This is a genomic window from Plantactinospora sp. WMMB782 (assembly GCF_049179135.1).
Taxonomy (GTDB): domain Bacteria; phylum Actinomycetota; class Actinomycetes; order Mycobacteriales; family Micromonosporaceae; genus Plantactinospora.
In genome coordinates this window covers 1209059-1233269 of sequence record NZ_JBMHMC010000007.1, presented here as the reverse complement: position 1 = coordinate 1233269, position 24211 = coordinate 1209059, and the positions used below count along the sequence as shown (strand labels likewise).

The following is a 24211-nucleotide window of genomic DNA, read 5'->3' as shown; positions in this document are numbered from 1 at the left end:
GTGGACGTCTGTGGGACCGCCACGATTGCGGAGATGATGTCCCGATCCGTCGAGGTGATGCGGCGCCTGTGTTCCACATTCGAGCAGTTCGGAGCCTTTGGCGCCCGCAAGGCCGTGTCGGGGCGGACATAGACGCACGTCGTCGATATGTTGGCTCGGACGATTCCGACCTCCTCGGAAAGGCGGCGCGGCGATGAACGAGGTGCTACGGCTGGCGATGGCGACGGCGGGGGAGACCGCCGAGTCCCTGGCCGAACAGGTGGGCGTGGACCCCAAGACCGCCGGGCGCTGGCTATCGCCCGGCCGCATCCCGCACCCCAAGACCAGGGTGGCGGTCGCGGCGGTCCTCAAACGGGAAGCCGCCGAACTCTGGCCCGACCCCTACCGGAGACGGGACATGCCGTGGTTCCGGCCGTGGGCCGAGGCCGAGCGGGAGGCCATCGCGCTGCGGTCGTATCAGCCGCTGATCGTGCCGGGGCTGCTCCAGACCGAGGGGTACGCGCGGGCGATGCTGCGGGTCGGCGGGCTGCTCCCGCCGGAGCAGGTGGAGCAGCTCGTGGCCAGCCGGCTCCGGCGGCAGGAGATCCTGACCGGCGACAGCCCGCCGCAACTCGTCGCCGTGCTCGACGAGGTGGTGCTGCGCCGGCTGCTCGGCGACCCGGCGGTGATGCGGGAGCAGTTGGAGCACCTGGCGGCGGTGGCGGAGAAGCCACACGTGCAGGTGCGGGTGATCCCGGCGGAGGTGCCCTGGCACACCGGGCTGGCCGGCCCGTTCGTGCTGGCCCGGCTGGACAACGGGACCGAGCTGGCCTATCTGGACAACCAGCTGCGCGGGCAGATCCTCACCGATCGATCCGACATTGCTAGCCTCGGACAGAGGTGGGACAGCCTGACCGGTGAGGCGCTGCCCCGCCGACCGTCGATCGACCTGATCAGAGAAGTGGCGAAGACATGGAGATGACCGGCGCCCGGTGGCGGACCGCCACCCGGAGCAGCAACAACGGCGGCGACTGTGTGGAGGTGGCGGACAACCTGCCCGGCCGGGTGTTCGTGCGGGACAGCAAGGACCGTGCCGGCGGCACACTGAGCTTCGGCCCGGACGCGTGGCGGGCGTTCGTGGGGTTGGCCAGGCGCGGCTGACCGGCGTACCCCGAAGAGAAGGCCGCGTGGGGCGGAGTCGTTGCCGCGCTGGTCGCCCTGGCCGCTAACGGGCCCAGCGGCTCACGAACACGTCCGTCGACTCGTTGACGTCGTTCGGGACCAGCGACCACGCGTACGAGCCGAAGCCGACGAAGCGGCCGTCCGGGCTCATCGCGACCTCGACACAACTGTTGTTGGCCTGCACGCCCGTGCTGGAGACACTGACCAGGGTCGTGCTCCCGGCGAAGCGGTCCCGGACGAAGACGTCCTGGTCGCCGTTGCTGTCTCCGGGCACCAGGTTGGAGCCGCCCGAGCCGAACGCGACGTACCGGCCGTCGGCGCTGAGCACCGGCTGGTAGCTCGAGCCGTCCGACTGATTGCCCTGGCTGGAGACGCTGATCCGCTGCGTCGTGCCGGCCACCCGGTCCCGGACGAAGACGTCCTCGACGAAGTTCGTGTCCCCGGGCACGAGATCCCGTCCCCTGGACACGAAGGCGACGTAGCGGCCGTCCGCACTCAGCGAGGGCGAGAAGCTGCCGACGATCTCCCCTCCCGGCTGGGTGCCACCGTCGGTCAGGCTCACCCGGCTGGTGACGCCGGTACGCAGGTCGCGGACGAAGACGTCAGCACCGTTGTTGGTGTCGTCCGGCACCAGGTCGCTGCCGGTCGACCAGAACGCGACGACACGGCCGTCCGCGCTGATCCTCGCGGCCAGGGAGCCACCGGTCGACTGGACGCCGGTCGTCGAGACACTGACCCGGGTGGTCCGACCGGACCGCAGGTCGTGCAGGAAGACGTCCTGGTTGTCGTTGGTGTCGCCGGGTACCAGGTTGGCGGCGTCCGAGTCGAAGGCGACGTACCGGCCGTTGGCGCTGATCGCCACGTTCCTGCTCGCGCCGTTCGCCTGCGCCGCGGTGCTGGCGACGCTGACCCGGGTGGTGGTGCCGGCGGACCGGTCCCGGACGAAGACGTCCTCTACCCCGTTGGTGTCCCCGGGGACCAGGTTCGACGCGGCGGACAGGAAGCCGACGTAGCGCCCGTCCTGGCTGATGGCGGGCCGCGAACTGGCGCCGTTCGGCTGGCCACCGCTGTTCGTCAGGCTGACCCGGGTCGTGGTGTCGGTGCGCCGGTCCCGGACGAACACGTCCGGTTCGCCGTTGGTGTCGCCGGGAACGAGGTTCGAAGCGGCGCCCCAGAAGGCGACGTAGCGCCCGTTTCCGCTGAACGCGGGGGCGTCGGTGAAGTCGTTTGCCTGCCCGCCGGTGTACGACACGCTGACCGTGGTCAATTTCCCGTTCTGTGCGCTGGCCGGTGACCCGGCGCCCACCGTGGCCACCGCCGTACCGAGGACAACCGCAAGGACGAGGATCGTACGCCTGCTCTTCACCGGACCTCCTGGAAGTCACCGCGCCAGCGCGGGCGCTCCAGAGTGTCACAGCCCGACAACCCTGAGATATCTCTGGATCTTTCCCGGTGGTGCCCGACGTTAGGCTGGTCGGCCATGGAACATCGTCACCTTGGCCGCAGCGGCCTGCTGGTCAGCGAGATCACCTACGGGAACTGGCTCACCCACGGGGAGCTGGTGGCGAGGGAGGCGGCGCTGAGCTGCGTACGGGCCGCGCTGGAGGCCGGGATCACCACCTTTGACACCGCCGACGTCTACGCCCGGGGCGCCGCCGAGGAACTGCTCGGCGAGGCGCTGCGCGGAGTACGCCGGGAGTCGGTGGAGATCGCCACGAAGGTCTGCCTGCCGGTCGGCGACGGCCCCAACGACCGGGGGCTGTCCCGCAAGCACGTCGTCGAGTCCTGCCACGCGTCGCTGCGCCGGCTCGGCACCGACTACGTCGACCTCTACCAGGCGCACCGCTTCGACGAGCGGACCCCGCTGGCCGAGACGCTGCTCGCCTTCGACGACCTGGTCCGGCAGGGCAAGGTGCTCTATCTCGGCGTCTCGGAGTGGACGGCGGCGCAGATCCGGGCCGCCCTGGACGTCGCCGACCAGCTCGGGCTGCGCCACCGGATCGTCGCCAACCAGCCGCAGTACAACATGCTCTGGCGGGTGGTCGAGCCCGAGGTGGTGCCGCTGTGCGAGCGGGAGGGGATCGGCCAGATCGCCTTCCAGCCGCTCGCCCAGGGGGTGCTGACCGGCAAGTACCGGCCCGGCCAGGAGCCGCCGGAGGGCTCGCGGGCGGCCAGTGGCGGCCGGGCGCCGACCTTCATCCGGCGGGTCCTCGGTGACCGGCTGCTCGGCCAGGTCCAGCAGTTGCGCCCGATCGCCGACGAGGCCGGCCTCTCGATGGCCCAGCTCGCCATCGCCTGGACGCTGCGGCGACCCGCCGTCAGCACCGCGCTGATCGGGGCGTCCCGGCCGGAGCAGGTCACCGAGAATGCGGCGGCGGCCGGGGTGCGCCTCGACGACGGGCTGATGCGCCGGATCGACGAGACGCTCGGCGGCCTGGTCGAGACCGACCCGACCAAGACCGCCCAGATGATGGCGGTCAAACCCGAGTGGGCCGCCCCGGCCCCCGTCGCCGGCTGACCCGGGCCGGCGAGGTCACCCGAAGACCTCGTGGAACGCCGCCAGCGTCGGGGTGCCATGCTCCCGGTCCAGCACGGCGAAGACCACCCGCTCGAACCACGGACTGGCCCGGAGCGCCCCCGCGAACGCCTCCGCCACCGTCGCCGGGTCGTTGCCGAAGACACCGCAGCCCCAGGCGCCGAGGACGAGCTGGCGGTGCCCGTACCCGGCGGCGACCGCCAGCACCCGGGCGGCCCGCCGGCGCAGGATGGCCGGGACGTCACCCAGCCGATCGGGCTGGTTGCGGCGCATCGCGGCGAGGTTCGGCGCCGCCGAGGTCAGGAACGAGACCGGGTACGGCGCCGGCAGCGGGGTGCCCCGGTCGTCCCGGAACACGGGTACGGCCGGCGAGTGCACGACCCGGTCGCTGTAGCCGAGGTACGGGTCGGCCCGGTGCGCGAGGTAGAAGTCCCGGGCGGCCCGGAGACACGGATAGAGCGCCGAGGCGCGGGCGATGCTCTCCTCCTGCGCCTGCGCACCGTTGAGGAAGCCGCCGCCCGGATTGCGGGCCGAGGCGAAGACCAGGCAGGCCCGGTCGCCGTCGAGCCGGCGGCAGGCTGCCAGGCTGGACTCGTCGGTCACCTCGACGGTGGGCGGCCCGGCCAGCGGCTCCGGCGCCGGCAGGGCTTCGTCGGGCAGGTGCAGCCGGGTCCCGGCCACCGCCCGGGACACCTCGTCGCCGATGGCCACCTCGACACCCTGCTCGGTCCGGTAGGAGCCCCGCTCCGCCGCCGCCACCGTCTCCTGGGCGATCGCCCTCAGCCGCCTGCTCACCCCGCCATCCTGCGCGATCCGTCCGGCCGGATCGACCGGGTTTCCACCGGTCCCGGGTGGAGATCACCGGAACGCCGCCGCCAGGGTCATGATCTCCGTCGCGACGCCGGCCGGGTCGTGCAGCATGTGCAGGTGCTTCCCGGGCATGATGCGTACCGGCCAGCCACGGGCCCGGGCGTCCGCCTGCTCGTCGGCGTAGGTGTCACCGAAACCGAGGTATCCCGCCGAGACGGCGTCCCACCCGTCGGGCAGGGCCACCCGGGCGGTGAGGTAGTCGAAGGGCACCCGGGACTGCTCCGCCTCGACCCGGGCCCGGGATCCGGCATCGGGAAACAGCTCCGCCACCGACTCCTCGGGCCACCAGCGGGTCCACGGCGGCAGGCGGCCGTCCTCCGGATCGATCCTGTCCCGGAGCATCTCGGCCAGTCGGGTTGGCGCCACCGGCACGCTGCCGCTGGCCGGCGGCAACACCGCGTCCACGAAGACCGCGCCCCGTACCGGGCGGGTCGCGACGAGCGCCGGAACGTACAGACCGGCGTTGCTATGCGGCACGAGCACCAGATCGTCCGCGTCCGGCAGGCCGTCCTCGATCGCCGCCAGGACCGCCGCCGGTGACGAGGCCGCCGGGGGGGCGGGGGCACGGTCACGCCGACCCCGAACCGGGTGCGCAGCACCGAGGCGACCGGCGCCCACACCGACGGACCCAGAAAAGGACTTGCCACAAGCACCACCCACTTCCCCATCCCGCTACCCCCACCTCTCGACGGTGCCTGATCGCAGATCCTGGCATCCTGGCGCCACTTCCGGCGACAGCCGGCACTCCCAGGCTCTGCGATCCCGGCGCTGCAATCAGGTCGCGTTCAGTGGACGAGTTCACGCATGGTGCGGGTCACCGTCTGGAAGCCGGTGGCGGCCAGGAAGGCCAGGTAGCCCTCGGCGTCCGCGTCGGCGTAGTCGAGCAGCCGGTTCACCCCGCCCAGCCGGAGCCATGCGGCGGCCTGCCCGAGCAGCCAGTTGCCGACACCCCGGCGGCGGTGCGTCTCGGCGACCCACAGCTCGCCGACATCCGCCCAGCCGCCCAGCCGCGACACCCGCGCGCCGCTGTCCAGGTTGGTGTCGGCCTCGATGAAGCCGAGAACCTCACCGTCGAGGACGGCCGAGATCCGGGTGCCGTTGGACCCGACGGTCCGCCGAGCCGTCAGGTGGGGCAGCGGTGGGGGGCCGGATCGGGGCAGGTCGGCGACGTCGGCCAGCAGGACGATCTCGGTACGGCCTCGGTGCGCGAACCCGGCCCGCTGGTAGATTCCGGCGATGTGCGGCCACTGCTCTGGTACGCCGTACACGCCGGGGACCGGCAGGGCGCCGTCGGCGTACCGGGGGCTGGCGTTCCACCGGGCCAACTGGGCCAGACAGGCGGCGGCGAGCAGGTCACCCGCCGCCGTCGAGTCCGGCCAGTACGGCGCCTCCGGCCAGCAGACCAGCCAACGGATCTCCCCGGCGCCCCGGTAGCGCTCCGCCACCTCCTCCTCGGCCCGGTATCGCAGCAGCAGCGCCGCCGCCACGATCCGGCCCCGCTGCTCGGCGACCAGGGCGAGGCGCTCCGCCACCCACCGGTCGACGATGAACTCGCCGGGTTCCCGCTCGAGCTGGCTGAGCAGCCCCTGCACCGACACGGAGAGGTTGGGCAGTACGGCGGCGATGTGCGCGTTGACAAGCGTGGTCACCTGGTCCCGGTCGCTGCGCGCGAACCGGCGTACCTCGATCGACGACATGTGCGGAGACCTCCACGGTTGCGCGGGGGACGCGCGGATGAGGAACGGGAGCCTCCGCCACCGGTGCGGTACGCCGGACAGGTTACCAACAGCTCGTGAGCGGTGCGGGGCGTGCGGCACGGCCCACTCTTCGATCGACCGGGTGGCCCGTCCCGGCGGGGTGCGGGAACGGCTCGGCGGATGTGCGTGCGGACGCTATCCGCCGAGCCCTTCCCGTACCGTCAGGGCTGGCTGCGCGGCCCGTCGGGGTCGAGACTGTCGATGAACTCGTGTGGCTGGTCCGCCTCGACACTGGTCCGGGCGGCCTTCGCCTCCGCCGACATCTGCGCGGCGACCCGGTCGGTCGGCACACCCGCCTGGCGGGCACCGTCGACCACCTTGCCGTACGCCTGGTCGGCGTAGGCGTGCGCCGCCGGGTACTGGTGGGCGGCGAGTGCCGCCTTCGCCCGGCCGAGCAGCCGGTCCGCCGCCGCCAGTTCGTCCCGGGCCCGGTGCGAGCGGGGCGAGTCGAGTACGTCCGCGGCGAGCCGGTTCGCCGCCTCGTTGTAGGCGGCGGTCAGGAACCGGTCGCTGTTGTCGTGGTCGAACTGGCTGAAGTCCCAGTTCAGGTCGATGTAGCTCATCATCGAGTTGGTCTGGTCACCGGCGCCGACGAAGTAGAACCCGTCTTCCGGCCCGTAGTCCAGTCCGGTCGTGCTGTCGTAGCCGTCGTGCGGGTGGCTCATCCCGATGTGGTGCCCGACCTCGTGGATCAGCGTCGTGGTCAGCCCGTAGCCGGCCTCGACGACCTCGGGCGAGACGAACGCGAAGACGTACGTCTGGGTGCCGTCGACGTAGTTGTCGTCGGCGAAGCCGAGGGCCGGGACGTCGGTGCCGGCCGGCACGGCGTAGCTGAACATCGGCAGCTCGTAGTCGACCCGGCCCTGGTCGTCCTGGGTACGTGCCAGCTCCTTGCGGTTCTGCAGGTAGAAGTTGGCGAAGCCGGGGTAGTCGAGTTCGGGATAGCAGGAGACGTCCTCCATCGCGAGCGTGTAGCAGCGCTCGGCGTCACCGGTGAACGGCAGGTCCTGGCTGTCGTAGTCGAGCCTGTTGCGCCAGCGCAGTTCGCGCAGCTCGGACAGGAGCAGGCCGGGCTTGACGTACTGCCTCGAGGCGTCCACGCCCGGCCAGCCCTCGTACACGTTGCTGTCCAGGTTGATCGAGCGCGGCGGCTCGGCGGTGGGCAGCTCGGCCGGATAGAGCGGCGAGGTGGTGAAGAGCAGGTTCAGCGCGACGTACCTGGTGATCCGGCCGAGGTCACCGGCGAGCGCGCCGGCCGGCCGGTAGCCGCCGGCGGCGTACTCCCAGGTCGGCGGCATCCGGTAGTCCTCGATGCCGTTGCCGTCGAGGTCCGGGTCGTCCACGTTCCAGTTGGAGGTCCAGGATTCCGGGCCGGCGGAGAGGTCGTGGAACCAGATCCGGTGGGTGGAGCCGAGCCCGTCCTCCTCGTCCTTCGCGGTGGTGCCGCCCCAGGCGATGATCTTGCGACTGTCCCGTTCGACGCCGAAGTTGTAGCCGGTGTCCGGGTCCGGCTCGTTGGTCTTGGTGTAGACGTGGAACCGGAAGTCGGAGCGGCCGTACCAGTTGATGAAGAAAACGGTGTTCCGCCGGGTGTCCACACCGGCCGGCGGGTTCTTCGCCAGCCAGCGCTCCACGCTCGGCGCGTCGATGTGGTGGTTCGAGGTGATGTCCAGGACGTTGCGCTGCTGCGCGTTGTACTCCGTCTGCAGCGCGGTGAGCGGGGCCGGCCTGGCCAGCCGCTTCAACTCGCCGAAGAACCGGTCCTCGTACCGCCGGTCGGCGTAGCTGATCCGGTAGTCGTAGGTGTAGTGCAGGCCCAGCTCCTCCCGGACGTCGTAGGCGAGCCGGGACCGGACCACCGGCTCGTAGTCGCGCGGGAGTTCCGTCTGGTAGTCCGCCCGGGGCACCCGGTCCGGCTCGTAGCCGAGGAACACGACGTTGACCGGCACCTTCTCGACCAGTCGTGGCTGGCCACCGGGGTTGAGGTGGGGGTAACGCGCCGGCGCGGCCTGGCTGGCCGGTGCCAGCGACAGCGACAGCACGGTGAGCACCGCCGTGGCGGCCGCCGCGGCGATGGTGCGTCTCGTTCTCATTCCTGACCTTCCGCCGTCCGAGGGGGTCGACGGGCCGGCCGGGTCGGGGAGGCGGATCCCGCCCCGAGGGCTCGGCGGGCTCGCCGTGGAACCTGCGTCGCCGAGCGTACGTCCCGTGTGGACGGCGAGTCATCCGTCGGCGTCACTTTTCTGCCGAGCGGTGGCCTGTTTCTGCCGAGTCGACGGCGTGGCGGAAGCGGGTGACGGATTGAAGCGGGTGACGGATCAGTTCGGGCTGCGCGGGGTCAGCATGGCGGCGACCGGGGTCCGGGCGAAGTCGGTGGCGCTGTCGTAGTCGGTGCTCCGGCTGACGTCGGCCCAGGCGGTGCACTCGGCCGCCCGGACCCGCGCCGCCTCCTCGGCCAGCCGCAGGGCGTCCGAGCCGAGCAGCAGCCGCAACGGCGGTGCGGCGAGCCCGACCAGGTCGGCGATCACCCGGGCGGCCCGTTCCGGGTCACCGGCCTGCTGGCCGTCCATGTCGCGGCGCAGCGCGTGCATCCGCCCGACGGTCTGCTCGTAGTCCTCGCCCACCTCGGCCAGCCGCATCGACTCCCCGCCCCAGTCGGTCCGGAACGCGCCGGGCTCGACGATCGTGACCCGGATGCCGAACGGCTTGACCTCGTTGTTCAGGACCTCGGAGAAGCCCTCCACCGCGAACTTCGCCGTCTGGTAGGCGCCCAGCCCCGGCGTACCGCCGACCCGGCCGCCGACCGAGGAGAACTGGAGGAAGTGCCCGGAGCGGCGTTCCCGGAGCACCGGCAGGGCCGCCCGGGTGACGTTGACGACGCCGAACAGGTTCGTCTCGACCTGGGCCCGGAAGTCCTCCTCCGGCATCTCCTCGATCGGCGCGCTGTTGGCGTACCCGGCGTTGTTGGCCACCACGTCCAGCCCACCGAAGGTCTCCACCGCCGCCCGCACCGCCGCCCGCGCGGCGGCCGGGTCGGTGACGTCGAGGGGGTACGGCCGCACCTGGTCGCCGTACCTGTCGACGAAGTCGGCGAGCTGGTCGGGCCGTCGGGCGGTGGCGAGCAGGTTGTCGCCCCGGTCCAGTACCTCCTGGCTGAGCGCCCGGCCCAGTCCCCGGGAACTTCCGGTGATCAGCCACGTCTTGGCCATGCTGTCAATTCCTTCCGGCACGCGTCGTCGGGGGAGGCCGCCGCGGGCGCTCCCGGGTTCGACTCTGCTATGCCGATCCGGTACGGGCGGGGAAAGCACCCCGGCGCCACCCGTCCGGCTGAGCCATTTTCAAGGCAGGGGTGGCCGCATTGCCGACGCCACTACCCGGCGGGTGCGCCTGCTTCCTGGTCCAGCAGGTCCTCGTACACCCCGATCTTGAACTTGACCAGGTCCAGGGACTGGGTGAGCCTGCCGATCTGGTCCGCGACCTGGCCGTGGTGCTCGCGGAGCAGGGTCAGCCGCTCCCGCTCGTTGCCGGCCCCCGCCCGGACCAGGTCGGTGTACCGGCGGAGCACGGGCAGCGGCATCCCCGAGGCGCGCAGGATGACGCAGACGGTCAGCCAGTCCACGTCGTCCTGGTCGTAGACGCGCCGGCCACCGGGGTCGCGCCGGACGGGATTGACGAAGAGCCCCTCGTGCTCGTAGAAGCGGAGCGCGTGCACGCTCAGGCCGGTGCGTTCGGCGAGCTGGCCGATACTCAACGTCGTCGGAACTCCGGTCATGTCGTCGAGCGTACCGAGGTTGACCTAGAGCCGACTCTAGCTCCTAGGGTGCGGCACCATGCGCTATCGCACTCTCGGCGGCACCGGAATCGAGGTCAGCGTGCACTGCCTCGGCACGATGATGTTCGGGGCCGTCGGCAATCCCGACCACGACGACTGCGTCCGGATCATCCACGCCGCCCTCGACCGGGGAGTCAACTTCGTCGACACCGCCGACATGTACGGCCAGGGCGAGTCCGAGGAGATCGTCGGAAAGGCGCTGCGGGGCCGGCGCGACGACGTCGTACTCGCCACCAAGGTGCACTTCCAGATGGGCGAGGGCCGCAACCGCAGCGGCAACTCCCGCCGGTGGATCCTGCGGGCGGTCGAGGAGAGCCTGCGACGGCTGGACACCGACTGGATCGACCTCTATCAGGTGCACCGCCCCGACCACGCCACCGACATCGAGGAGACCCTGTCGGTGCTCAGCGATCTCGTACGCCAGGGCAAGATCCGCGCCTTCGGCTGCTCGACCTTCCCGGTCGAGGAGATCGTCGAGGCGCAGTACGTCTCCGCGCGGCGCGGCTTCGAACGCTTCCGCTCCGAGCAGCCGCCCTACTCGATCCTGGCCCGGGGGATCGAAGCCTCGCTGCTGCCCGTCTGCCAGCGCTACGGGATGGGGGTACTGGTCTGGAGCCCGCTCGCCTTCGGGTTCCTCACCGGCAGGTACCGCCGGGACCGGCCGATCGACCTGTCGACCGGCCGCGCCGCACTCCGGCCGGGCAACTTCGATCCCACGATCGCCGGAAACGCCGCCAAGCTGGACATCGTCGAACAACTCGTCGAGGTCGCGACAGGTATCGGCTGCACCCTGCCGCAGCTGGCCGTCGCCTTCACCGTGACCCATCCCGCCGTCACCTCGGCGATCATCGGACCGCGGACCATGCGACAACTGGCGGACCTGCTCGACGGCGCCGCCCTCACCCTGGACGACGCCACCCTCGACCGGATCGACGAGATCGTGCCGCCCGGCACCGACCGGTACAGCCCGAACGCCCTCTTCCGGCCGCGATCACTCACCGACACCGCGCGGCGTCGCCGCCCACTCGCCGACCGCGCGGCGGCCTGAGTCGGGTTGCGGGCCGGTCAGGTGCGGATCGATCAGCCGAGGGTCGCCCGGACCACCGCGTCCGGCTCGGGTCCGGCCTCGGCGACCACCCGGCCGTCCGGGGCCCAGATCCTCGACCGTCCGGCGGCGTGGGTGAAACCACCACCGGTGGAACCGGCGAAGCTGGCGGTGGCCACCCAGACCCGGTGCGCGGCGATGGTGCGACGGGCCCGTTCCGCCTGGACGCCCCACTCCGCCGCGTGGTCGAGTGCGCCGGCGAGGTAGGCGTCGATGCCGAGCGCGGCGGTCCCGGTGGCGTGCTCCGGTATCCCGGTGTCCTTGCAGACGGCGAGGCCGAGCCGCCAGCCGGCCACCTCGACCACCGCCGGCGCGTCGCCCGGAGCGAAGTGCGCCGGCTCGGACCCACCGAGGAACATCTTCCGGTACGCCACCCGCGCTCCCTCGCCGTCGACCGCCAGCACACCGATGTGCCGCCGTCCCCGGTCGCCGGCCACCGGTGCGCCGACAAGCGCCAGCGTCCCGGTCTCGGCGCAGGCAGTCACGACCGGGGCGAGGCGGTGGTCGCCGGGGTCGACAGGTGCGGCGTCGAACTCGTACCCGGTGAGCGACATCTCGGGAAAGACCACCACCCGGGCTCCGGCGGCCCGGACCGCCTCGGCGTGGGCGTCGGCGTTCGCCACCACGGCCCGGGCCAGGCAGCGCGGCTGGGCGACGGCGAGGACCAGGGGATCACGCATCCGCCGAGGGTAGTCCCGCCCGCCGCCCGGTCGGGGGCGGACCGGCCGGCGGGCGGGAGGGGTCAGACCGGGGTGGAGCTAGGCGTGCCGGCAGGGGCCGGGGTGGCCGGCTCGGGGCGTTCCAGGGCGACCCGGGGCAGCCAGCGGTCCAACCAGGACGGCAACCACCAGGCGCGGGCGTCGAAGAGTCGCATCACCGCGGGCAGGATCAGGCAGCGGATGACGAAGCCGTCCACGAAGATCGCCACCGCCAGCCCGAGCCCGAACTGGCGCAGCATCCGGCCCGGGTCGAAGAGGAAGGCGCTGAACACCACGATCATGATGGCGGCGGCGGCCGTCACGATCCGCCCGGTGGTGGCCAGGCCCTCCCGGATGGCGCCCTGCGCGTCGTGGTGCCGTTCCCAGTGCTCGTGCATCCGGGACACCAGGAAGACCTCGTAGTCCATCGAGAGGCCGAAGACGATGGCGAAGATGAGCACGGGTACGAACGCCTCGACCGGGCCGGGCTGCACACCCAGGTTGCCGTACTGGAAGACGTAGGTGATCACGCCGAGGGCGGCGGCCACACTGAGCAGGTTGAGCACCGCCGCCTTGACCGGGATGAGCACGGAACGGAAGACGAGTACCAGCAGCAGGGCGGAGAGGCCCACCACGACCACCACGAAGAGCGGCAGCCGGTCGGCGATCGCGTCGGCGAAGTCGACCGCGGCTGCTGTACCGCCGCCGATCGAGACGGTCACGCCGGTGTTCCGCTCGACCGCCGGGATCACCTCGTCGCGGAGCCGCTGCACCAGGTCCATGGTGGCCGCGTCCTGCGGGGCCGAGGTGGGGAAGAGCAGCAGGGTGTGCAGTTGCCCGTCCGGGGCCGGGAACGCCGGGGTGACCGCCGCGACGCCGGGCGCCCCGGCCAGGGCACCCCGCACCTCGGTCGCCGCCGGCTGGCCGCCCTCGACGACCACCACAAGTGGACCGTTGCGCCCCGGGCCGAAGCCGGTCGACATCAGGTCGTACGCCTGCCGGCTGGTCGAGCCCGGCGCGTCGCTGCCGGCGTCGGCGAAGCCCAGCCGCATGTCCAGGGCCGGCACCGCGAGCAGCAGCAACAGGGCCGTCGGCAGCAGCAGGGCCAGCCACGGCCGGCGCTGCACGAACCCGGCCCAGCTCCGCCACAGCGCGCCCTCGGCCCGCTTCGCCCGCGCGGCGCGGCGCCGGACGACGCGCTCGACCCGCCCGCCGAACAGCGCCAGCAGCGCGGGCAGCAGGGTCAGCGAGGCGAGCATGGTGACCAGGACGGTGAGTGCCACCGCCACGGCCACGCCCTGCAGCGAGCCCAGGCCGAGCAGGACCAGGCCGAGCAGGGCGATCACCACCGTGCAGGCGGCGAAGAAGACGGTACGGCCGGCGGTGTCCAGTGCGGTCCGGGTGGCGGTGGCCCGGTCGGCGCCGTGCAGCAGCTCGGAGCGGAACCGGGAGAAGACCAGCAGCGCGTAGTCGATGCCGACGCCGAGCCCGACCAGGGCCATCAGCGGGGCGGTGTAGTCGGCGATGGTGGCGACGTGCGAGGCGAGGGCGACCAAGCTGAGCGTGCTGCCCACCGCGAAGACGGCGATCCCGACCGGCAGCGAGGCGGCCAGCAGGGAGCCGAAGAGGATCACCAGGATGACCAGCGCCGCCAGCAGTCCGGCGCCCTCCGCCGCGCCGCCCTCGCTCTCCTGGGCCTCCCGTACCGGGTCACCGGCCAACTCCACCCGCAGTCCGTCCCCGGCCGCCTGCCGCGCCGCGGCGATCACCGCCCGTACGTCCTCGGCCGGCACCTCCTCGGCCGGCCCGTCCAGGGTGACCGTCGCGTACCCGATGGTGCCGTCGGCGGAGACCGCCTCGGGCGTGGCGTAGGGGCTTGCCACGTCGGCGACGGAGGCGAGGGTGCGCACCTCGGCGAGCATCGGTTCGACCCGCTCGCGGGCACCGGCGAGCCCGCCCGTGTCGTGCAGCACGATCTCGACGCTGGCCGCCCGCTGCCGGGACCCGTGTTCGGCCAGCAGGTTCGCGGCGGCCTGCGACTCGGTGCCCGGCAGCGAGTGGTCGTTGTGGTAGTCCGTCCCGACCGCCTGGGCGGCCACGGCGAGGCCGACCAGCACGGCGACCCAGGTCAGCACGGCCATCCAGCGGTGCCGGTACGCCCAGCCGGCCAGCCGGGCGAAGACGCCGGCCCGGTCCGGCGCGGTGCCGGGTCCCGGGGCGGTGGGGGCGGGTTCGGTCGACACTGTCGGCTCCTTCCGTCGCAGAGCCCGGGACCGCGCACCGCGTCCCGGCCAAGATAGGTTAGCAACCTACATGTAGATGCTCTACGTATGGGAATTGGAACGGGCAACGGGTCGAGGCGATCGACTTCCGTCTGGAGGCGCCGTGCCGGCCGCTGGCAACGCCGGCCGCGCTGGGTGCGCCGGCTGCTCTCGCTGGCTGGCCTACCGGCGCGACGAGGTATGCCGGTTCAGCAAGCGCTCCGGCCCGACCGGGCCCGACCGGGCCCGACCGGAAGGCACTTCCTGTTTTCCGGTGATACCACCGTGTCATCGTGATGACACGGTGGTGGTATCACGCTCGAACGACATCTTCCCGCCCGGCGGCGCTCGCTAGTTGCCCGGCCCGGCGCCCGGCGGCGCTCGCTAGTTGCCCGGGTGCGCCGGCAGGCTGGTCGCCGCACGCGCCGCCGACAGGCAGCGGGAGCCGTGCACCGCCACCAGCGCCATCGGCGTGACCAGGACCACCAGCACCAGCGGAAGCCGGATCAGCGGCGGTGCGTCGGCGGTCGGACTGAAGAACGCGAGCAGCAGGCCGTTGAGGCTGAAGGTGGGTGCCAGGGCGCAGGCGAAGATCCCGGTGAGCCGGGTGTAGCCGGGGCGGGCGCCGAAAAGCCGGGTCCCGTGCCCGAGAACCCAGACGGCCAGCAGAGCACCCACCAGCGCCAGGGTGCCCAGCCAACTCACCAGGTCCTCCAGCATGCCGGACAAGCCGGGCAGCCGATCCGGCTCGGCGAGCAGCCACGAGACCAGCCGCCAGAACGGAGGCTGGACGGCGAGGACGAACACGGTCAGCAGTGCGGTCCGGCGGCCCTGGGCCAGCGCGAGTTCCGCCTGGTAGCCGGGGGCGATCCGGGCGACCACGCCGAAGTCGTCGACCGCACGCCGGTCGGCGGCCCCCGGGTCGAGACCGAGATCCCGGTACGCCTCGCTCGCGTCGACCAGGCTGTCCCGGGCCTCCCGGAGCAGGTCGGCCTTGACCCGCCGCGGCCCTCGCAGGACGCAGTCGAGCTCGTCGAGGTATCCGTCTATCGCGGTCAAGGGTTCCTCTCGCCTCCGGCGCCCGGTCGACGTCCGGGTGCTCGGGTGCCCGGTCGACGTCCGGGTGCTCCGGGCGCTCGGTCGGCGGGCAGGTGCTGCCGGGCCAATGCCGGTGTCCAAGTATTCCGGACCGCCCCGACGGCCGGAACCATCGGCGACCCGGAGTTTTCCCTGAGACCGCCCCGCCGATCGGTCCGGTCCTCCGGGGGCCACCGCGTTCCTATCCGTCCGGGGTGCGGGTTTGCCCGAGTGACGTGATCTCGGCGGCGGAGGCGTTTCCCCCGGTGCACACCACGGCCACCCGGCGGCCGGCGAACCCGTCCGGCCGGGCGAGTACCGCCGCCAGGCCGGCCGCCCCGGCTCCCTCGGCCAGGGTGTGCGCGCAGGTGGCCAGCAGCCGCTGGGCCTGCACGATCTGCGCATCGGTGACCAGGTGGAAGTCGTGCAGCCGCCCCCGGATCAGCCGTTGCGGCAGCGGGAACCCCCGCCCGGTGGCCAGGCCCTCGACCCTCGTGCGGATCGGCCGGCGAACGCAACTGCCCGCCCGCCACGAGTCGTGGGCGGCCGGTGCCGCCGTGGACTGCACCGCGACGATCCGGCAGCGCGGCGCGAGGACGGCGCCGACAAGCGTGGCGGCGGCTACTCCGGTGCCGCTGCCGACCGGCACCACAAGCAGGTCCAGGTCCGGTCGGGCCTCGAAGATCTCCAGGTACGCCGTGCCGACGCCGGCCAGCAGGGCCGGAGTGTCTCCCGGGCTCACCAGCAGGGCGCGCTCGGTCGCCGCCAACCGCTCGGCGACGGCCTGCGCCACCGCCATGTCGGCACCGTCGAGCAGCACACTGGCGCCCCAGGCCCGGACCGCTCGCACCTTCCCCTCGGGCGTTCCCGCCGGCATCACCAGCCGGCACCGCACGCCCAGCTCGGCACAGGCGTACGCCAGCGACTGGGCGTGGTTTCCGGTGGAGTAGCTGACCAGACCCCGGCGACGCTGCTCCCCCGTCAAGCTGTGCAGCAGCGTCAGACCGCCGCGTACCTTGAACGCGCCGGTCGGCTGGACGTTCTCGTGCTTGACGTACACGGTCGCGCCGACCGCGGCGTCGAGCATCGGGTACGACCACATCGGGGTGGCGGGCAGCCGCCCGGTCAGCAGGTCACGCGCGGCCAGCACGTCGGCGAAGGTCGGGTCGGCGGCGAGGGTCTGGTCAGCCATGCCGACAATCGTGATCGGCCAGCATTCCATCGGTCCAATGCCAGTCTTCGTCCTGAACCATAGACCCGGTTGATACGTTGGTCGGATGCTCGACGTGACCCGGCTCCAGGTGCTCGCGGCGGTCGCCCGGCACGGCTCGGTCACCGCCGCCGCGCAGGCGCTGCGCTACGCCCAGCCGTCGATCAGCCACCACCTCGCCCGGCTGGAGGCCGAGACCGGCGCCCGGTTGGTGCAGCGGGTCGGCCGGGGGATCCGGCTCACCGAGGCGGGCCGGCTGCTCGCCGAACGGGCCGAGGAGATCCTGGGTCGGCTCGACGCCGCCGAGGCCGAGTTGGCGGCGCAGACCGGACTGCGGGCCGGCCGGGTCCGGCTGGCCGCCTTCCCGTCCGCACTCGGCACTGTGGTGCCGGTGGCGGCGGCCGGCTTCGCGGCTGCCCATCCCGGCGTCGAGCTGCGACTGGTGGAGGCGGAACCACCGGCCGCGATCCGGTTGCTGCGCGCCGGTGAGGTCGACGTGGCCCTGCTCTTCTCCTACCCGGACGGTCCACCGGACGACACCGGCCTGCGCCGCCTGCCCCTGCTGGACGAGCCGATCCACCTGGTCACGCCGGCCGGCGCCCCGGCGACACCCGGGGCCGGGCTCGACGGGTACGCGGATCGGCGCTGGATCGCCGGCTGCGAGCGCTGTCGGACCCATCTGCTCCGGGCCTGCGCGGCGGCCGGCTTCACCCCCGACGTGGCGTTCACCACCGACGACTACGTGGCCGTGCAGGCGCTTGTCGCCGTCGGTCTCGGTGTCACCCTGCTGCCCGGCCTCGCGCTTGCCGCCCATCGTGATCCCCGGGTGACGACGGCACCGCTGCCCGGCCACGCCCGGTCGGTGTACGCGGCACTGCCCGGCCCGCCCCCCGACCCACCGGCCACCGCCGCGCTGCTCGGCCAGCTCCGGACCGCCTGCCGGGATGTCCTCGGCCACCTCTCCGGGCCAGTGCGGGACTCCGGCTGACCCGGCACGCTGGCACACTCGCATACATGATCGACTGGTACACCCGGACCGAGGTGGACGATGACGTCGTCCGGATCTCGGAACCGCACGTCGACGAGCTGCTGTCGGCGAATCTCTGGTGGCTGCGCGGCAACGACCGGGACATCGTGGTCGACGCCGGGCTCGGTGTCGTCGCCCTGCGGGACGCGATTCCGGCCATGTTCGAGCGCGATCCGATGGTCCTGCTCACCCACGCGCACCTGGATCATGTCGGCGGGGCGGCCGAGTTCGCCGACCGGGCCGCCCACCGTGCCGAGGCGGAACTGCTGGCGGCGGGCGTACCGGCGAGCCTCTACGGCGCCGAACTGTTCGACAAGCTCGGGATCGACGCGGCGGGCGAACCCGTTCCCGGCCTGATGATCGACGTCCTGCCCGTGCCCGACTACGATCCGACCAGCTACCGCGTCGAACCGGTGCCCCTGAGCCGGACGCTCGACGACGGCGACCGGATCGACGTCGGCGGGCGGGTGCTTACCGTGCTGCACCTTCCCGGCCACACCCCGGGCAGCATCGCCCTGCTGGAGGAGCGCACCGGGGCCCTGTATTCCGGGGACGTCGTCTACGAGGGTGCCCTGATCGACGACCTGCCGAACTCGGACGTGGCCGCCTATCGGCGGAGCATGGAGTTCCTCGCCGACCTCGACGTCTCCGTCGTCCATCCCGGCCACGGGAACAGCTTCGACCGGGCCCGCCTTCGTCAGCTGGCCGAGAACTACCTGCGCGGGAGAGCCTGATTCAGTCGGGTGCGGCAGCTGCGTCGTTACCGGTCGTCCTTCGAACTGTCAGGAGATGGACCGCGCTGGCCCGCTTGGTCGTGGCCACCGTCTGGCTCGCCGCTGCCGGCAGCGCTGCACTTTCATCGTTGATCGGCGATAGGCGATGAAGGGCGGGAATGGTGGCCGAGTTGCTGGATCGCGAGGTCGCCCAGCGGTACGCGTCGTGGTTCCGCGCCCTGGCGGACCCGAGCCGGGTGCAGATCGTGGAGTACCTCGCGAGGCAGGGTCGGCCGATGCCGGTTGGGGAGATCGTCGCCGCGGTCGGGCTGGCGCAATCCACGGTGTCGCAGCATTTGAAGATCCTGGCCGAGGTGCGGTTCGTGCTCGTCGACCAGGTCGGTACGGCGCGGCACTACCGGATCAACGAGGCGTGCATCAAGTGCTTCCCGTCCGCCGCCGACGTGGTCATGGGCAACCCGGCCCCGGCCCCGGTGGAGGCGTGCTCGTGAAGATCCGGCCCATGCATGACGAGGACGCCGACGCCGTACTGGCCATCTACCAGGCCGGCCTGGACACCGGGCACGCCAGCTTCGAGACCACCGCGCCGTCCTGGGCGGCGTTCGACGCCGGCAAGCTCCCCGAACACCGGCACGTCGCCGTCGATGACGACGGCGTGCTGCTGGGCTGGGTCGCCGTCTCGCCTGTATCGACCCGACCGGTGTACGCCGGCGTAGTCGAGCACTCCGTGATCGCCTCCACCGAGGCTGCCGGGATCTGGACCATCCAGTCCGGCGTCTTCCCGGAGAACACCGCCAGCCTTGCCCTGCACCAGCGCGCCGGTTTCCGGATCGTCGGCGTCCGCGAACGTATCGGCCGGCACGCCGCCCACGGTGGCCGGTGGCGCGACGTGGTGTTCATCGAACGCCGCAGCCCCGCCATCACCTGAACCCGTTCCACCGCCCCTAGCGACCGCAGCAAACATCGCCTAATTGATTCGATAGCAATCGAGGCAGGAGTAGTTGTGGAGACCCGTTTGGATGACCTGCCGGTCGTTGTGATCGGCGCCGGACCGGTCGGCCTGGCCGCCGCGCATCTGGCCGAGCATGGCCTGCCGTTCACCGTGTTGGAGGCCGGTGACGGCCCAGCCGCCGCCGTGTGGGAGTGGGGACACGTCAGGCTGTTCTCCCCGTGGCGGTACAACATCGACGCCGCCGCCCGCCGCCTGCTGGCCGACGCCGGCTGGGTCGAGCCCGACCCGGACGTCCTGCCCACCGGCGCGCAATTGGCCGCCGACTACCTCCAGCCGCTCGCGGACCTGCCCGCGCTCAAGCCGCACGTGCGCTACGGCGCCCGCGTGATAGCGGTGACCCGGTGCGGCCTGGACCGGGTACGCACCGCCGGCCGCGACTCCACACCGTTCCTGGTCCGCCTCGCCGACGGCACCGACCTACTGGCCCAGGCGGTGCTCGACGCGACCGGCACCTGGAACACCCCGAACGTGCTCGGCGCCTCCGGCATCCCCGCGCACGGCGAGACGCCCGCCGCACCGTTCATCGAGCACGCGCTGCCCGACGTGCTCGGCGCCGACCGGGACCGGTTCGCCGGCAAGCACACCCTCGTGGTCGGTGCCGGCCACTCCGCCGCCAACACCCTCCTATCGTTGACTGAACTCGCCACGCAGATGCCGGGTACAAGGGTCATGTGGGCGATCAGGGCCGCCAGCCCGGCCCGCACCTACGGTGGTGAGGCCGCCGACGCCCTGCCCGCCCGCGGCGCGCTCGGCTCCCGGCTGCGCGCACACGTCGAAGCCGGCACGATCGAACTGCTGACCGCGTTCGCGGTTCAGCGCGTCACGCCGACACCGGACGGCAGGGTCGAGGTATCGGACGGCGCCCGCACCGTCATCGTTGACCGGATCGTGTCCGCCACCGGGTTCCGCCCCGACCACAGCTTCGTCTCCGAACTACGCCTGGACCTAGACCCGGTACTCGGCTCCACCCGCGCCCTCGCCTCGCTGATCGACCCCAACGAGCACTCCTGCGGCACCGTCCCACCGCACGGCGTGGACGAACTTGCCCACCCCGAGCCCGGCTTCTACGCCATCGGCGTCAAGTCCTACGGCCGCGCACCCACGTTCCTGATGGCCACCGGATACGAGCAGGCCCGCTCCGTCACGGCGGCACTCGCCGGGGACTGGCAGGCGGCCCGAGACGTGCGGCTCGACCTGCCCGAGACCGGGGTGTGCAACAGCAACCAGCCGCTGGACAGCGACCGCATCGAGGAAAGCGGCGGCTGCTGCGGCGCCACTGCCGTCGAGGCCACAACGCCTGCTGGTCGGGGGTTGGCGACCGGGATCGCCGGTGGCCTGTTGTCCGCGCCGCTGCCGCTGCTGCCCGTCACGACATCATCCCAGGGTGAGCAGGCCGGTGGGTGCTGCGGCTGACACCGGGAATCCGACCACGGGTGTGGCTGCCGGCCCGCCGGCAGGCGGCCACACCCGCCGCTCTCGTGGCTGGTGGATCGTCGTCGCACTGGCGGTGACGCAGACCCTCGGGTACGGGGTGCTGTACTACGCCTTCGCCGTTCTGCTCCACCCGATGGCCAGCTCTTTGGACGCCTCGACGGCGACGGTGACCGGGGCGTTGACCGCCTCGATCCTGACCGGCGCGGTGCTGGCGGTACCGGTCGGGCGGTGGCTGGACCGCCACGGCGGCCGAGCCCTCATGACGGTCGGCTCCCTGCTGGCCACCGGCCTGGTGGTGGCCTGGTCGCGGGTCCAGTCGATCGCCCAGCTCTACGCCGTGCTCGTCGGCATCGGCGTGACCATGGCGATGGTGCTCTACGAGCCGGCCCTTGCTGTCGTCGTCTCCTGGTTCGATCCACAACGCCGGGCACGGGCGGTTCTGGGGGTGATCGCGGTGGCCGGGTTCGCCAGCACCATCTTCATGCCGCTCACCGGCGTCCTCGCCGACCGGTACGGCTGGCGGACCACGCTGCTGGTCCTCGCCGGATTGTACGGCGCGATCAGCGTGCCGCTGCACGCCCTCACCGTCCGCAAACCCCCACAACCGGCTGCCCAGCCGCACCTGCCCGCACCGCAACACCGTGCCGTCGTGGTGCGCGCGGCGATCCGAGACGCACGGTTCTGGTGGCTCGCTGCCGCGTTCGTCGCCCACAGCGCGGCCATGGCGACGATGACCGTCCACCTCGTCGGCTTCCTGGCCCACGAGGGACATCCGGTCACGTTCGCCGCCACCATCGCCGGGCTGCTCGGCGTGCTGTCGGTCACCGGGCGGCTGCTGCTCACCGGCGCCCAACGCCGCGTCCGGCTGACCAGCGTTGTCGCGATCGTGTTCACCGTTCAGGCCGCCGCAGCGGTCGCCCTCCTCGCCGCCGGTGGCAGCCGGGTCGGTGCCGCCGCCGCCGTGGTGGCCTTCGGCATCGGGTTCGGCGTGGCCAGCCTCGCCACCCCGGCACTCCTCGCCGACCGGTACGGCACCACCGCCTACGCCACCATCGCCGGCATCCTGGCCATCCCGATCACCCTGGCGAAGGCCACCGCACCCCTCGCCGCCGCCGGCCTCCACTCCGTGGGCGGATACCCGGCGGTGCTACTCGCGATCGGAACCTGCTGCCTCATCGCCGCCGTCGGCATCCTCACCCGCGCCGCTACCCCTCCACCCGTACCGGACTCCTCAGCCCCTGAACAAGGCAGTGACGCCCGCCGCCCGGCCATGACACGAGCGGGGTAACCCATGAGTATCGACCCCACCGCCATGCAGGACCGCGTCCAGGCCGTCCTCGACCGTCTTGTGGCTTCGGGGCAGGAGACCGGGCTGCAAGCCGCCGCCTACCTGCACGGCGAACTGGTCGTGGACGCGGTCGCCGGGCTCGCCGACCCGGGCACCGGCACCGCGGTCACCCGCGACACCCTGTTCCACAGCTTCTCCACCGGCAAAGGCGTCCCGCCACCCGCACCGGCAAACTCGTCCACTACCGCGCCGACCCCACCATCGCCGCACGCCTGTCCGAACTCCAGGGCTACCTCGCCTGCTGCTGCCCACCAGCCTCACAACCGTCCACCACAGCGTCCTGGAATTAACCATCGGCTGGGCGGTGCGCGTCGGCACGCCGTCAACGACGAGGCGGCGCTGACAGCGAACGCCAGCGGTTTCACCCCGAGCCTCGGAGCATGAATCTCGCGGACTGCGCGCCGTGCCAAGAAACGGATCGATTGCCATGATCACAACGCTGCAGTCCGTCGTGCGGCGGGCAGTGGATGCGTTGCTTCGATGATCAACAAGCCGGTCGATGGCGCGCAGTTCTTTGTGGTGCCCCCGGCAGGATTCGAACCTGCGCTCCCGCCTCCGGAGGGCGGTCTCCCGCTACCTCCCACCGACCCCGTGACCTGCGGTTTCTGTCGACTCGTCCGGATCGCCCTTCGTTCTTCGGCACGCCCTCGGCACACGATCCGGCCGTACACGACGCGTCGCGTCGAGCTGGGCGCGACGCGTTGGCCGTGGCCAGTGTCGACGCGTCGCCGTGGTGGATCTTCGCCTAGTGCTGTGACCGGAAACGTTGGCCGGTTTCAGGCCGCCGCCTTGGCGGGGGTCTGACCCCAGCGGCGTTGTCGTTCGGAGCGGATCCGGGCTCGTTCGCGGCGTTGGGCGGCGAGGACGTCGGGGTGGCGGGCGTTGGCGTTGCGCCAGCGCAGGTAGTTGTGCAGGGCTTGGGTCGCGACGGGATGGTTGGGGTGGTTCGACCCGGCCACGACGAACATCCGCAGCGGTCCGAAGTGCGCCTCGATCGGGTTCGCCCACGACGAGTACGTCGGGGTGAAGCACAACTCGACCCGGTTGCGGGCCGCCCACTGCCGGATCTTGACGCCGCGATGTGCGGAGAGGTTGTCCAGGATGACGTAGACCGGCGCGCCGTCAGGGCGGGCGGCCCGGATGCTCTTGAGCGCTGCCAGGGTGTTCGCTGCGGACTTCCGCCGGCGCACGACACCCCAGAGGGTGTCGTCGCCGACGCTGTAGCAGGCGTGGAACTGCCGGACCCCGTGCAGCTTGTGGTAGTTGCCGGGGAGCCGGTCCGGATGCCCGGCCTGGGTCCAGGACGCGCCAGCGTGTGGCCGGATCGTCAACGGCCCGAACTCGTCGAAGGCGAAGACCCGGTCCGGGAACGCCGTGGTCACCGCCTCGATCCGGGCGAGTTTCGCCTCAGCGTTCGGGTCGTTGGTCTCCTTCCACGTCTTCGTCCGCTGGAAGGTGATGTCGTGGCGGTGCAGGAACTCCCGCAGCCGTTCCCGGCCCACGAGCACCCGGCGCTGGCCGTGGTTGTGAGCCAGGTAGTCCGCGAGTTTGCGCAGGCTCCACCGGGTGAACGGCTGGCCGAGCCCTTGCGGTCTGGTCTTGGCCGTCGCGACGATGAACGCTTCGTCGTCCTCACTGATTCGGCGGGGACGGCCACCCGCCCACCGAGGGTCCAGGCAGGCCAGGCCCATTTCGTTGAACCGGTGGATCACCTCACGGACCGCGTCCTCGTCCCCCTGGACCAAGCGGGCGATTGCCGGGACGGTGTTCCCGCTGGCCGAAGCCATGATCACCATCGCCCGACGCAACCGGATCGCAGACCCGGTCCCACGCCGCACGATCTGCTGTAGTCGCCGGCCCTCATCATCACTGAGCCGACGAGCCCGGACAGGTTCTGCCATCCCGACAGCCTGAACCCTCCACCAGCCACCACCACGACCATCGACCGGCGTGTCACCCAACCCGGCCAACGTTTCCGGTCACAGCACTAGATCGAAGGCGTCACCCACCGCCGCCGCTGGTGCAGGCGCTGCTCTCACATCGAATACACGCCGCCGCTGGCCGAACTCCGCGTGCTGATCGCGGCGGCCCGGCCGAGGTAACCCATGGACCGCGACGCCGGTCGGTGCCGGCCCTGGATCGGCACCGA

The 24211-nt window shown here is 72.0% G+C and carries 23 protein-coding genes; 11 read left to right on the top strand and 12 right to left on the bottom strand.

What is annotated here, in order from left to right; all coding sequences use genetic code 11:
• Nucleotides 1-193: 193 nt before the first annotated feature.
• Nucleotides 194-961 (top strand): Scr1 family TA system antitoxin-like transcriptional regulator, encoded by a 768-nt coding sequence (locus tag ACN28A_RS07480; RefSeq protein ID WP_421393609.1) that lies wholly within the window; start codon nucleotides 194-196, stop codon nucleotides 959-961.
• On the top strand, nucleotides 952-1140 hold the full coding sequence (locus ACN28A_RS07475) for a DUF397 domain-containing protein (protein WP_421393608.1): 189 nt from the start codon (nucleotides 952-954) through the stop codon (nucleotides 1138-1140). The genes ACN28A_RS07480 and ACN28A_RS07475 overlap by 10 nt, the downstream gene beginning before the upstream one ends.
• A gap of 64 nt (nucleotides 1141-1204) precedes the next feature.
• Here ACN28A_RS07475 and ACN28A_RS07470 read toward each other — a convergent pair whose 3' ends face one another.
• Entirely contained in the window at nucleotides 1205-2527 is a 1323-nt protein-coding gene (locus ACN28A_RS07470) for a TolB family protein (RefSeq protein WP_421393606.1), read from the bottom strand.
• Nucleotides 2528-2641: 114 nt separating this feature from the next.
• On the opposite strand from ACN28A_RS07470, the gene ACN28A_RS07465 reads away from it, so the two are divergent.
• Complete coding sequence (locus ACN28A_RS07465) at nucleotides 2642-3679, top strand: aldo/keto reductase family protein (protein ID WP_421393605.1); 1038 nt, start codon at nucleotides 2642-2644, stop codon at nucleotides 3677-3679.
• A 15-nt stretch (nucleotides 3680-3694) separates the two neighbouring features.
• On the opposite strand, the gene ACN28A_RS07460 is transcribed toward ACN28A_RS07465, so the two are convergent.
• From ACN28A_RS07460 to ACN28A_RS07435, 6 genes are all read right to left on the bottom strand, one after another.
• Entirely contained in the window at nucleotides 3695-4492 is a 798-nt protein-coding gene (locus ACN28A_RS07460; protein ID WP_421393604.1) for a TIGR02452 family protein, read from the bottom strand.
• A gap of 63 nt (nucleotides 4493-4555) precedes the next feature.
• A complete protein-coding gene (locus tag ACN28A_RS07455) occupies nucleotides 4556-5050 on the bottom strand; it encodes a hypothetical protein (RefSeq protein WP_421393602.1) in 495 nt (164 codons plus the stop codon).
• Between the two features lie 302 nt (nucleotides 5051-5352).
• Nucleotides 5353-6264: a GNAT family N-acetyltransferase gene (locus tag ACN28A_RS07450; protein WP_421393601.1), complete on the bottom strand. Its 912-nt coding sequence runs from the start codon at nucleotides 6262-6264 to the stop codon at nucleotides 5353-5355.
• A gap of 221 nt (nucleotides 6265-6485) precedes the next feature.
• On the bottom strand, nucleotides 6486-8417 hold the full coding sequence (locus ACN28A_RS07445; protein ID WP_421393599.1) for a hypothetical protein: 1932 nt from the start codon (nucleotides 8415-8417) through the stop codon (nucleotides 6486-6488).
• Nucleotides 8418-8642: 225 nt separating this feature from the next.
• Entirely contained in the window at nucleotides 8643-9533 is an 891-nt protein-coding gene (locus tag ACN28A_RS07440; RefSeq protein ID WP_421393597.1) for an oxidoreductase, read from the bottom strand.
• A 161-nt stretch (nucleotides 9534-9694) separates the two neighbouring features.
• Nucleotides 9695-10096, bottom strand: coding sequence for a MerR family transcriptional regulator (locus tag ACN28A_RS07435; RefSeq protein WP_421393596.1), 402 nt, complete (start codon nucleotides 10094-10096; stop codon nucleotides 9695-9697).
• Between the two features lie 58 nt (nucleotides 10097-10154).
• Between ACN28A_RS07435 and ACN28A_RS07430 the strand changes: the two genes are divergently transcribed.
• Nucleotides 10155-11204: an aldo/keto reductase gene (locus ACN28A_RS07430; RefSeq protein WP_421393595.1), complete on the top strand. Its 1050-nt coding sequence runs from the start codon at nucleotides 10155-10157 to the stop codon at nucleotides 11202-11204.
• Nucleotides 11205-11236: 32 nt separating this feature from the next.
• On the opposite strand, the gene ACN28A_RS07425 is transcribed toward ACN28A_RS07430, so the two are convergent.
• The 4 genes from ACN28A_RS07425 to ACN28A_RS07410 all read right to left on the bottom strand — a co-directional run bounded on the left by ACN28A_RS07425 (nucleotide 11237) and on the right by ACN28A_RS07410 (nucleotide 16489).
• Entirely contained in the window at nucleotides 11237-11941 is a 705-nt protein-coding gene (locus ACN28A_RS07425) for a carbon-nitrogen hydrolase family protein (protein ID WP_421393593.1), read from the bottom strand.
• A gap of 62 nt (nucleotides 11942-12003) precedes the next feature.
• Nucleotides 12004-14202 carry an MMPL family transporter gene (locus ACN28A_RS07420; protein ID WP_421393591.1) on the bottom strand — a complete coding sequence of 733 codons (2199 nt, stop codon included), beginning with the start codon at nucleotides 14200-14202 and terminating at the stop codon, nucleotides 12004-12006.
• Nucleotides 14203-14604: 402 nt separating this feature from the next.
• Nucleotides 14605-15279 carry a permease prefix domain 1-containing protein gene (locus ACN28A_RS07415; protein ID WP_421393589.1) on the bottom strand — a complete coding sequence of 225 codons (675 nt, stop codon included), beginning with the start codon at nucleotides 15277-15279 and terminating at the stop codon, nucleotides 14605-14607.
• Between the two features lie 220 nt (nucleotides 15280-15499).
• On the bottom strand, nucleotides 15500-16489 hold the full coding sequence (locus ACN28A_RS07410) for a threonine ammonia-lyase (protein ID WP_421393587.1): 990 nt from the start codon (nucleotides 16487-16489) through the stop codon (nucleotides 15500-15502).
• An 85-nt stretch (nucleotides 16490-16574) separates the two neighbouring features.
• Between ACN28A_RS07410 and ACN28A_RS07405 the strand changes: the two genes are divergently transcribed.
• The 7 genes from ACN28A_RS07405 (at nucleotide 16575) to ACN28A_RS07375 (ending at nucleotide 22446) form a co-directional block, all read left to right on the top strand.
• A complete protein-coding gene (locus tag ACN28A_RS07405) occupies nucleotides 16575-17495 on the top strand; it encodes a LysR family transcriptional regulator (RefSeq protein WP_421393585.1) in 921 nt (306 codons plus the stop codon).
• A gap of 26 nt (nucleotides 17496-17521) precedes the next feature.
• Nucleotides 17522-18268 carry an MBL fold metallo-hydrolase gene (locus tag ACN28A_RS07400; protein WP_421393584.1) on the top strand — a complete coding sequence of 249 codons (747 nt, stop codon included), beginning with the start codon at nucleotides 17522-17524 and terminating at the stop codon, nucleotides 18266-18268.
• A 158-nt stretch (nucleotides 18269-18426) separates the two neighbouring features.
• A complete protein-coding gene (locus tag ACN28A_RS07395) occupies nucleotides 18427-18759 on the top strand; it encodes an ArsR/SmtB family transcription factor (RefSeq protein WP_421393582.1) in 333 nt (110 codons plus the stop codon).
• 11 nt (nucleotides 18760-18770) lie between these two features.
• Entirely contained in the window at nucleotides 18771-19196 is a 426-nt protein-coding gene (locus ACN28A_RS07390; RefSeq protein WP_421393580.1) for a GNAT family N-acetyltransferase, read from the top strand.
• A gap of 75 nt (nucleotides 19197-19271) precedes the next feature.
• On the top strand, nucleotides 19272-20693 hold the full coding sequence (locus tag ACN28A_RS07385; RefSeq protein ID WP_421393578.1) for an NAD(P)-binding domain-containing protein: 1422 nt from the start codon (nucleotides 19272-19274) through the stop codon (nucleotides 20691-20693).
• A 94-nt stretch (nucleotides 20694-20787) separates the two neighbouring features.
• The gene (locus tag ACN28A_RS07380; RefSeq protein ID WP_421393577.1) at nucleotides 20788-22002 is read left to right on the top strand and encodes an MFS transporter; all 1215 of its coding nucleotides are present in this window, start codon (nucleotides 20788-20790) and stop codon (nucleotides 22000-22002) included.
• A gap of 3 nt (nucleotides 22003-22005) precedes the next feature.
• Nucleotides 22006-22446, top strand: a complete 441-nt coding sequence (locus ACN28A_RS07375; RefSeq protein ID WP_421393575.1) for a serine hydrolase — start codon at nucleotides 22006-22008, stop codon at nucleotides 22444-22446.
• A gap of 392 nt (nucleotides 22447-22838) precedes the next feature.
• On the opposite strand, the gene ACN28A_RS07370 is transcribed toward ACN28A_RS07375, so the two are convergent.
• The gene (locus ACN28A_RS07370; protein ID WP_421393574.1) at nucleotides 22839-23963 is read right to left on the bottom strand and encodes an IS630 family transposase; all 1125 of its coding nucleotides are present in this window, start codon (nucleotides 23961-23963) and stop codon (nucleotides 22839-22841) included.
• Nucleotides 23964-24211 lie beyond the last annotated feature (248 nt).

Coding starts and splice junctions, on each gene's coding strand:
- ACN28A_RS07480 (WP_421393609.1), top strand. CDS start 194: ATGAACGAGGTGCTACGGCTGGCGATGGCGACGGCGGGGGAGACCGCC.
- ACN28A_RS07475 (WP_421393608.1), top strand. CDS start 952: ATGGAGATGACCGGCGCCCGGTGGCGGACCGCCACCCGGAGCAGCAAC.
- ACN28A_RS07465 (WP_421393605.1), top strand. CDS start 2,642: ATGGAACATCGTCACCTTGGCCGCAGCGGCCTGCTGGTCAGCGAGATC.
- ACN28A_RS07450 (WP_421393601.1), bottom strand. CDS start 6,264: ATGTCGTCGATCGAGGTACGCCGGTTCGCGCGCAGCGACCGGGACCAG.
- ACN28A_RS07445 (WP_421393599.1), bottom strand. CDS start 8,417: ATGAGAACGAGACGCACCATCGCCGCGGCGGCCGCCACGGCGGTGCTC.
- ACN28A_RS07440 (WP_421393597.1), bottom strand. CDS start 9,533: ATGGCCAAGACGTGGCTGATCACCGGAAGTTCCCGGGGACTGGGCCGG.
- ACN28A_RS07435 (WP_421393596.1), bottom strand. CDS start 10,096: ATGACCGGAGTTCCGACGACGTTGAGTATCGGCCAGCTCGCCGAACGC.
- ACN28A_RS07430 (WP_421393595.1), top strand. CDS start 10,155: ATGCGCTATCGCACTCTCGGCGGCACCGGAATCGAGGTCAGCGTGCAC.
- ACN28A_RS07425 (WP_421393593.1), bottom strand. CDS start 11,941: ATGCGTGATCCCCTGGTCCTCGCCGTCGCCCAGCCGCGCTGCCTGGCC.
- ACN28A_RS07410 (WP_421393587.1), bottom strand. CDS start 16,489: ATGGCTGACCAGACCCTCGCCGCCGACCCGACCTTCGCCGACGTGCTG.
- ACN28A_RS07405 (WP_421393585.1), top strand. CDS start 16,575: ATGCTCGACGTGACCCGGCTCCAGGTGCTCGCGGCGGTCGCCCGGCAC.
- ACN28A_RS07400 (WP_421393584.1), top strand. CDS start 17,522: ATGATCGACTGGTACACCCGGACCGAGGTGGACGATGACGTCGTCCGG.
- ACN28A_RS07395 (WP_421393582.1), top strand. CDS start 18,427: ATGGTGGCCGAGTTGCTGGATCGCGAGGTCGCCCAGCGGTACGCGTCG.
- ACN28A_RS07390 (WP_421393580.1), top strand. CDS start 18,771: ATGCATGACGAGGACGCCGACGCCGTACTGGCCATCTACCAGGCCGGC.
- ACN28A_RS07375 (WP_421393575.1), top strand. CDS start 22,006: ATGAGTATCGACCCCACCGCCATGCAGGACCGCGTCCAGGCCGTCCTC.
- ACN28A_RS07370 (WP_421393574.1), bottom strand. CDS start 23,963: ATGGCAGAACCTGTCCGGGCTCGTCGGCTCAGTGATGATGAGGGCCGG.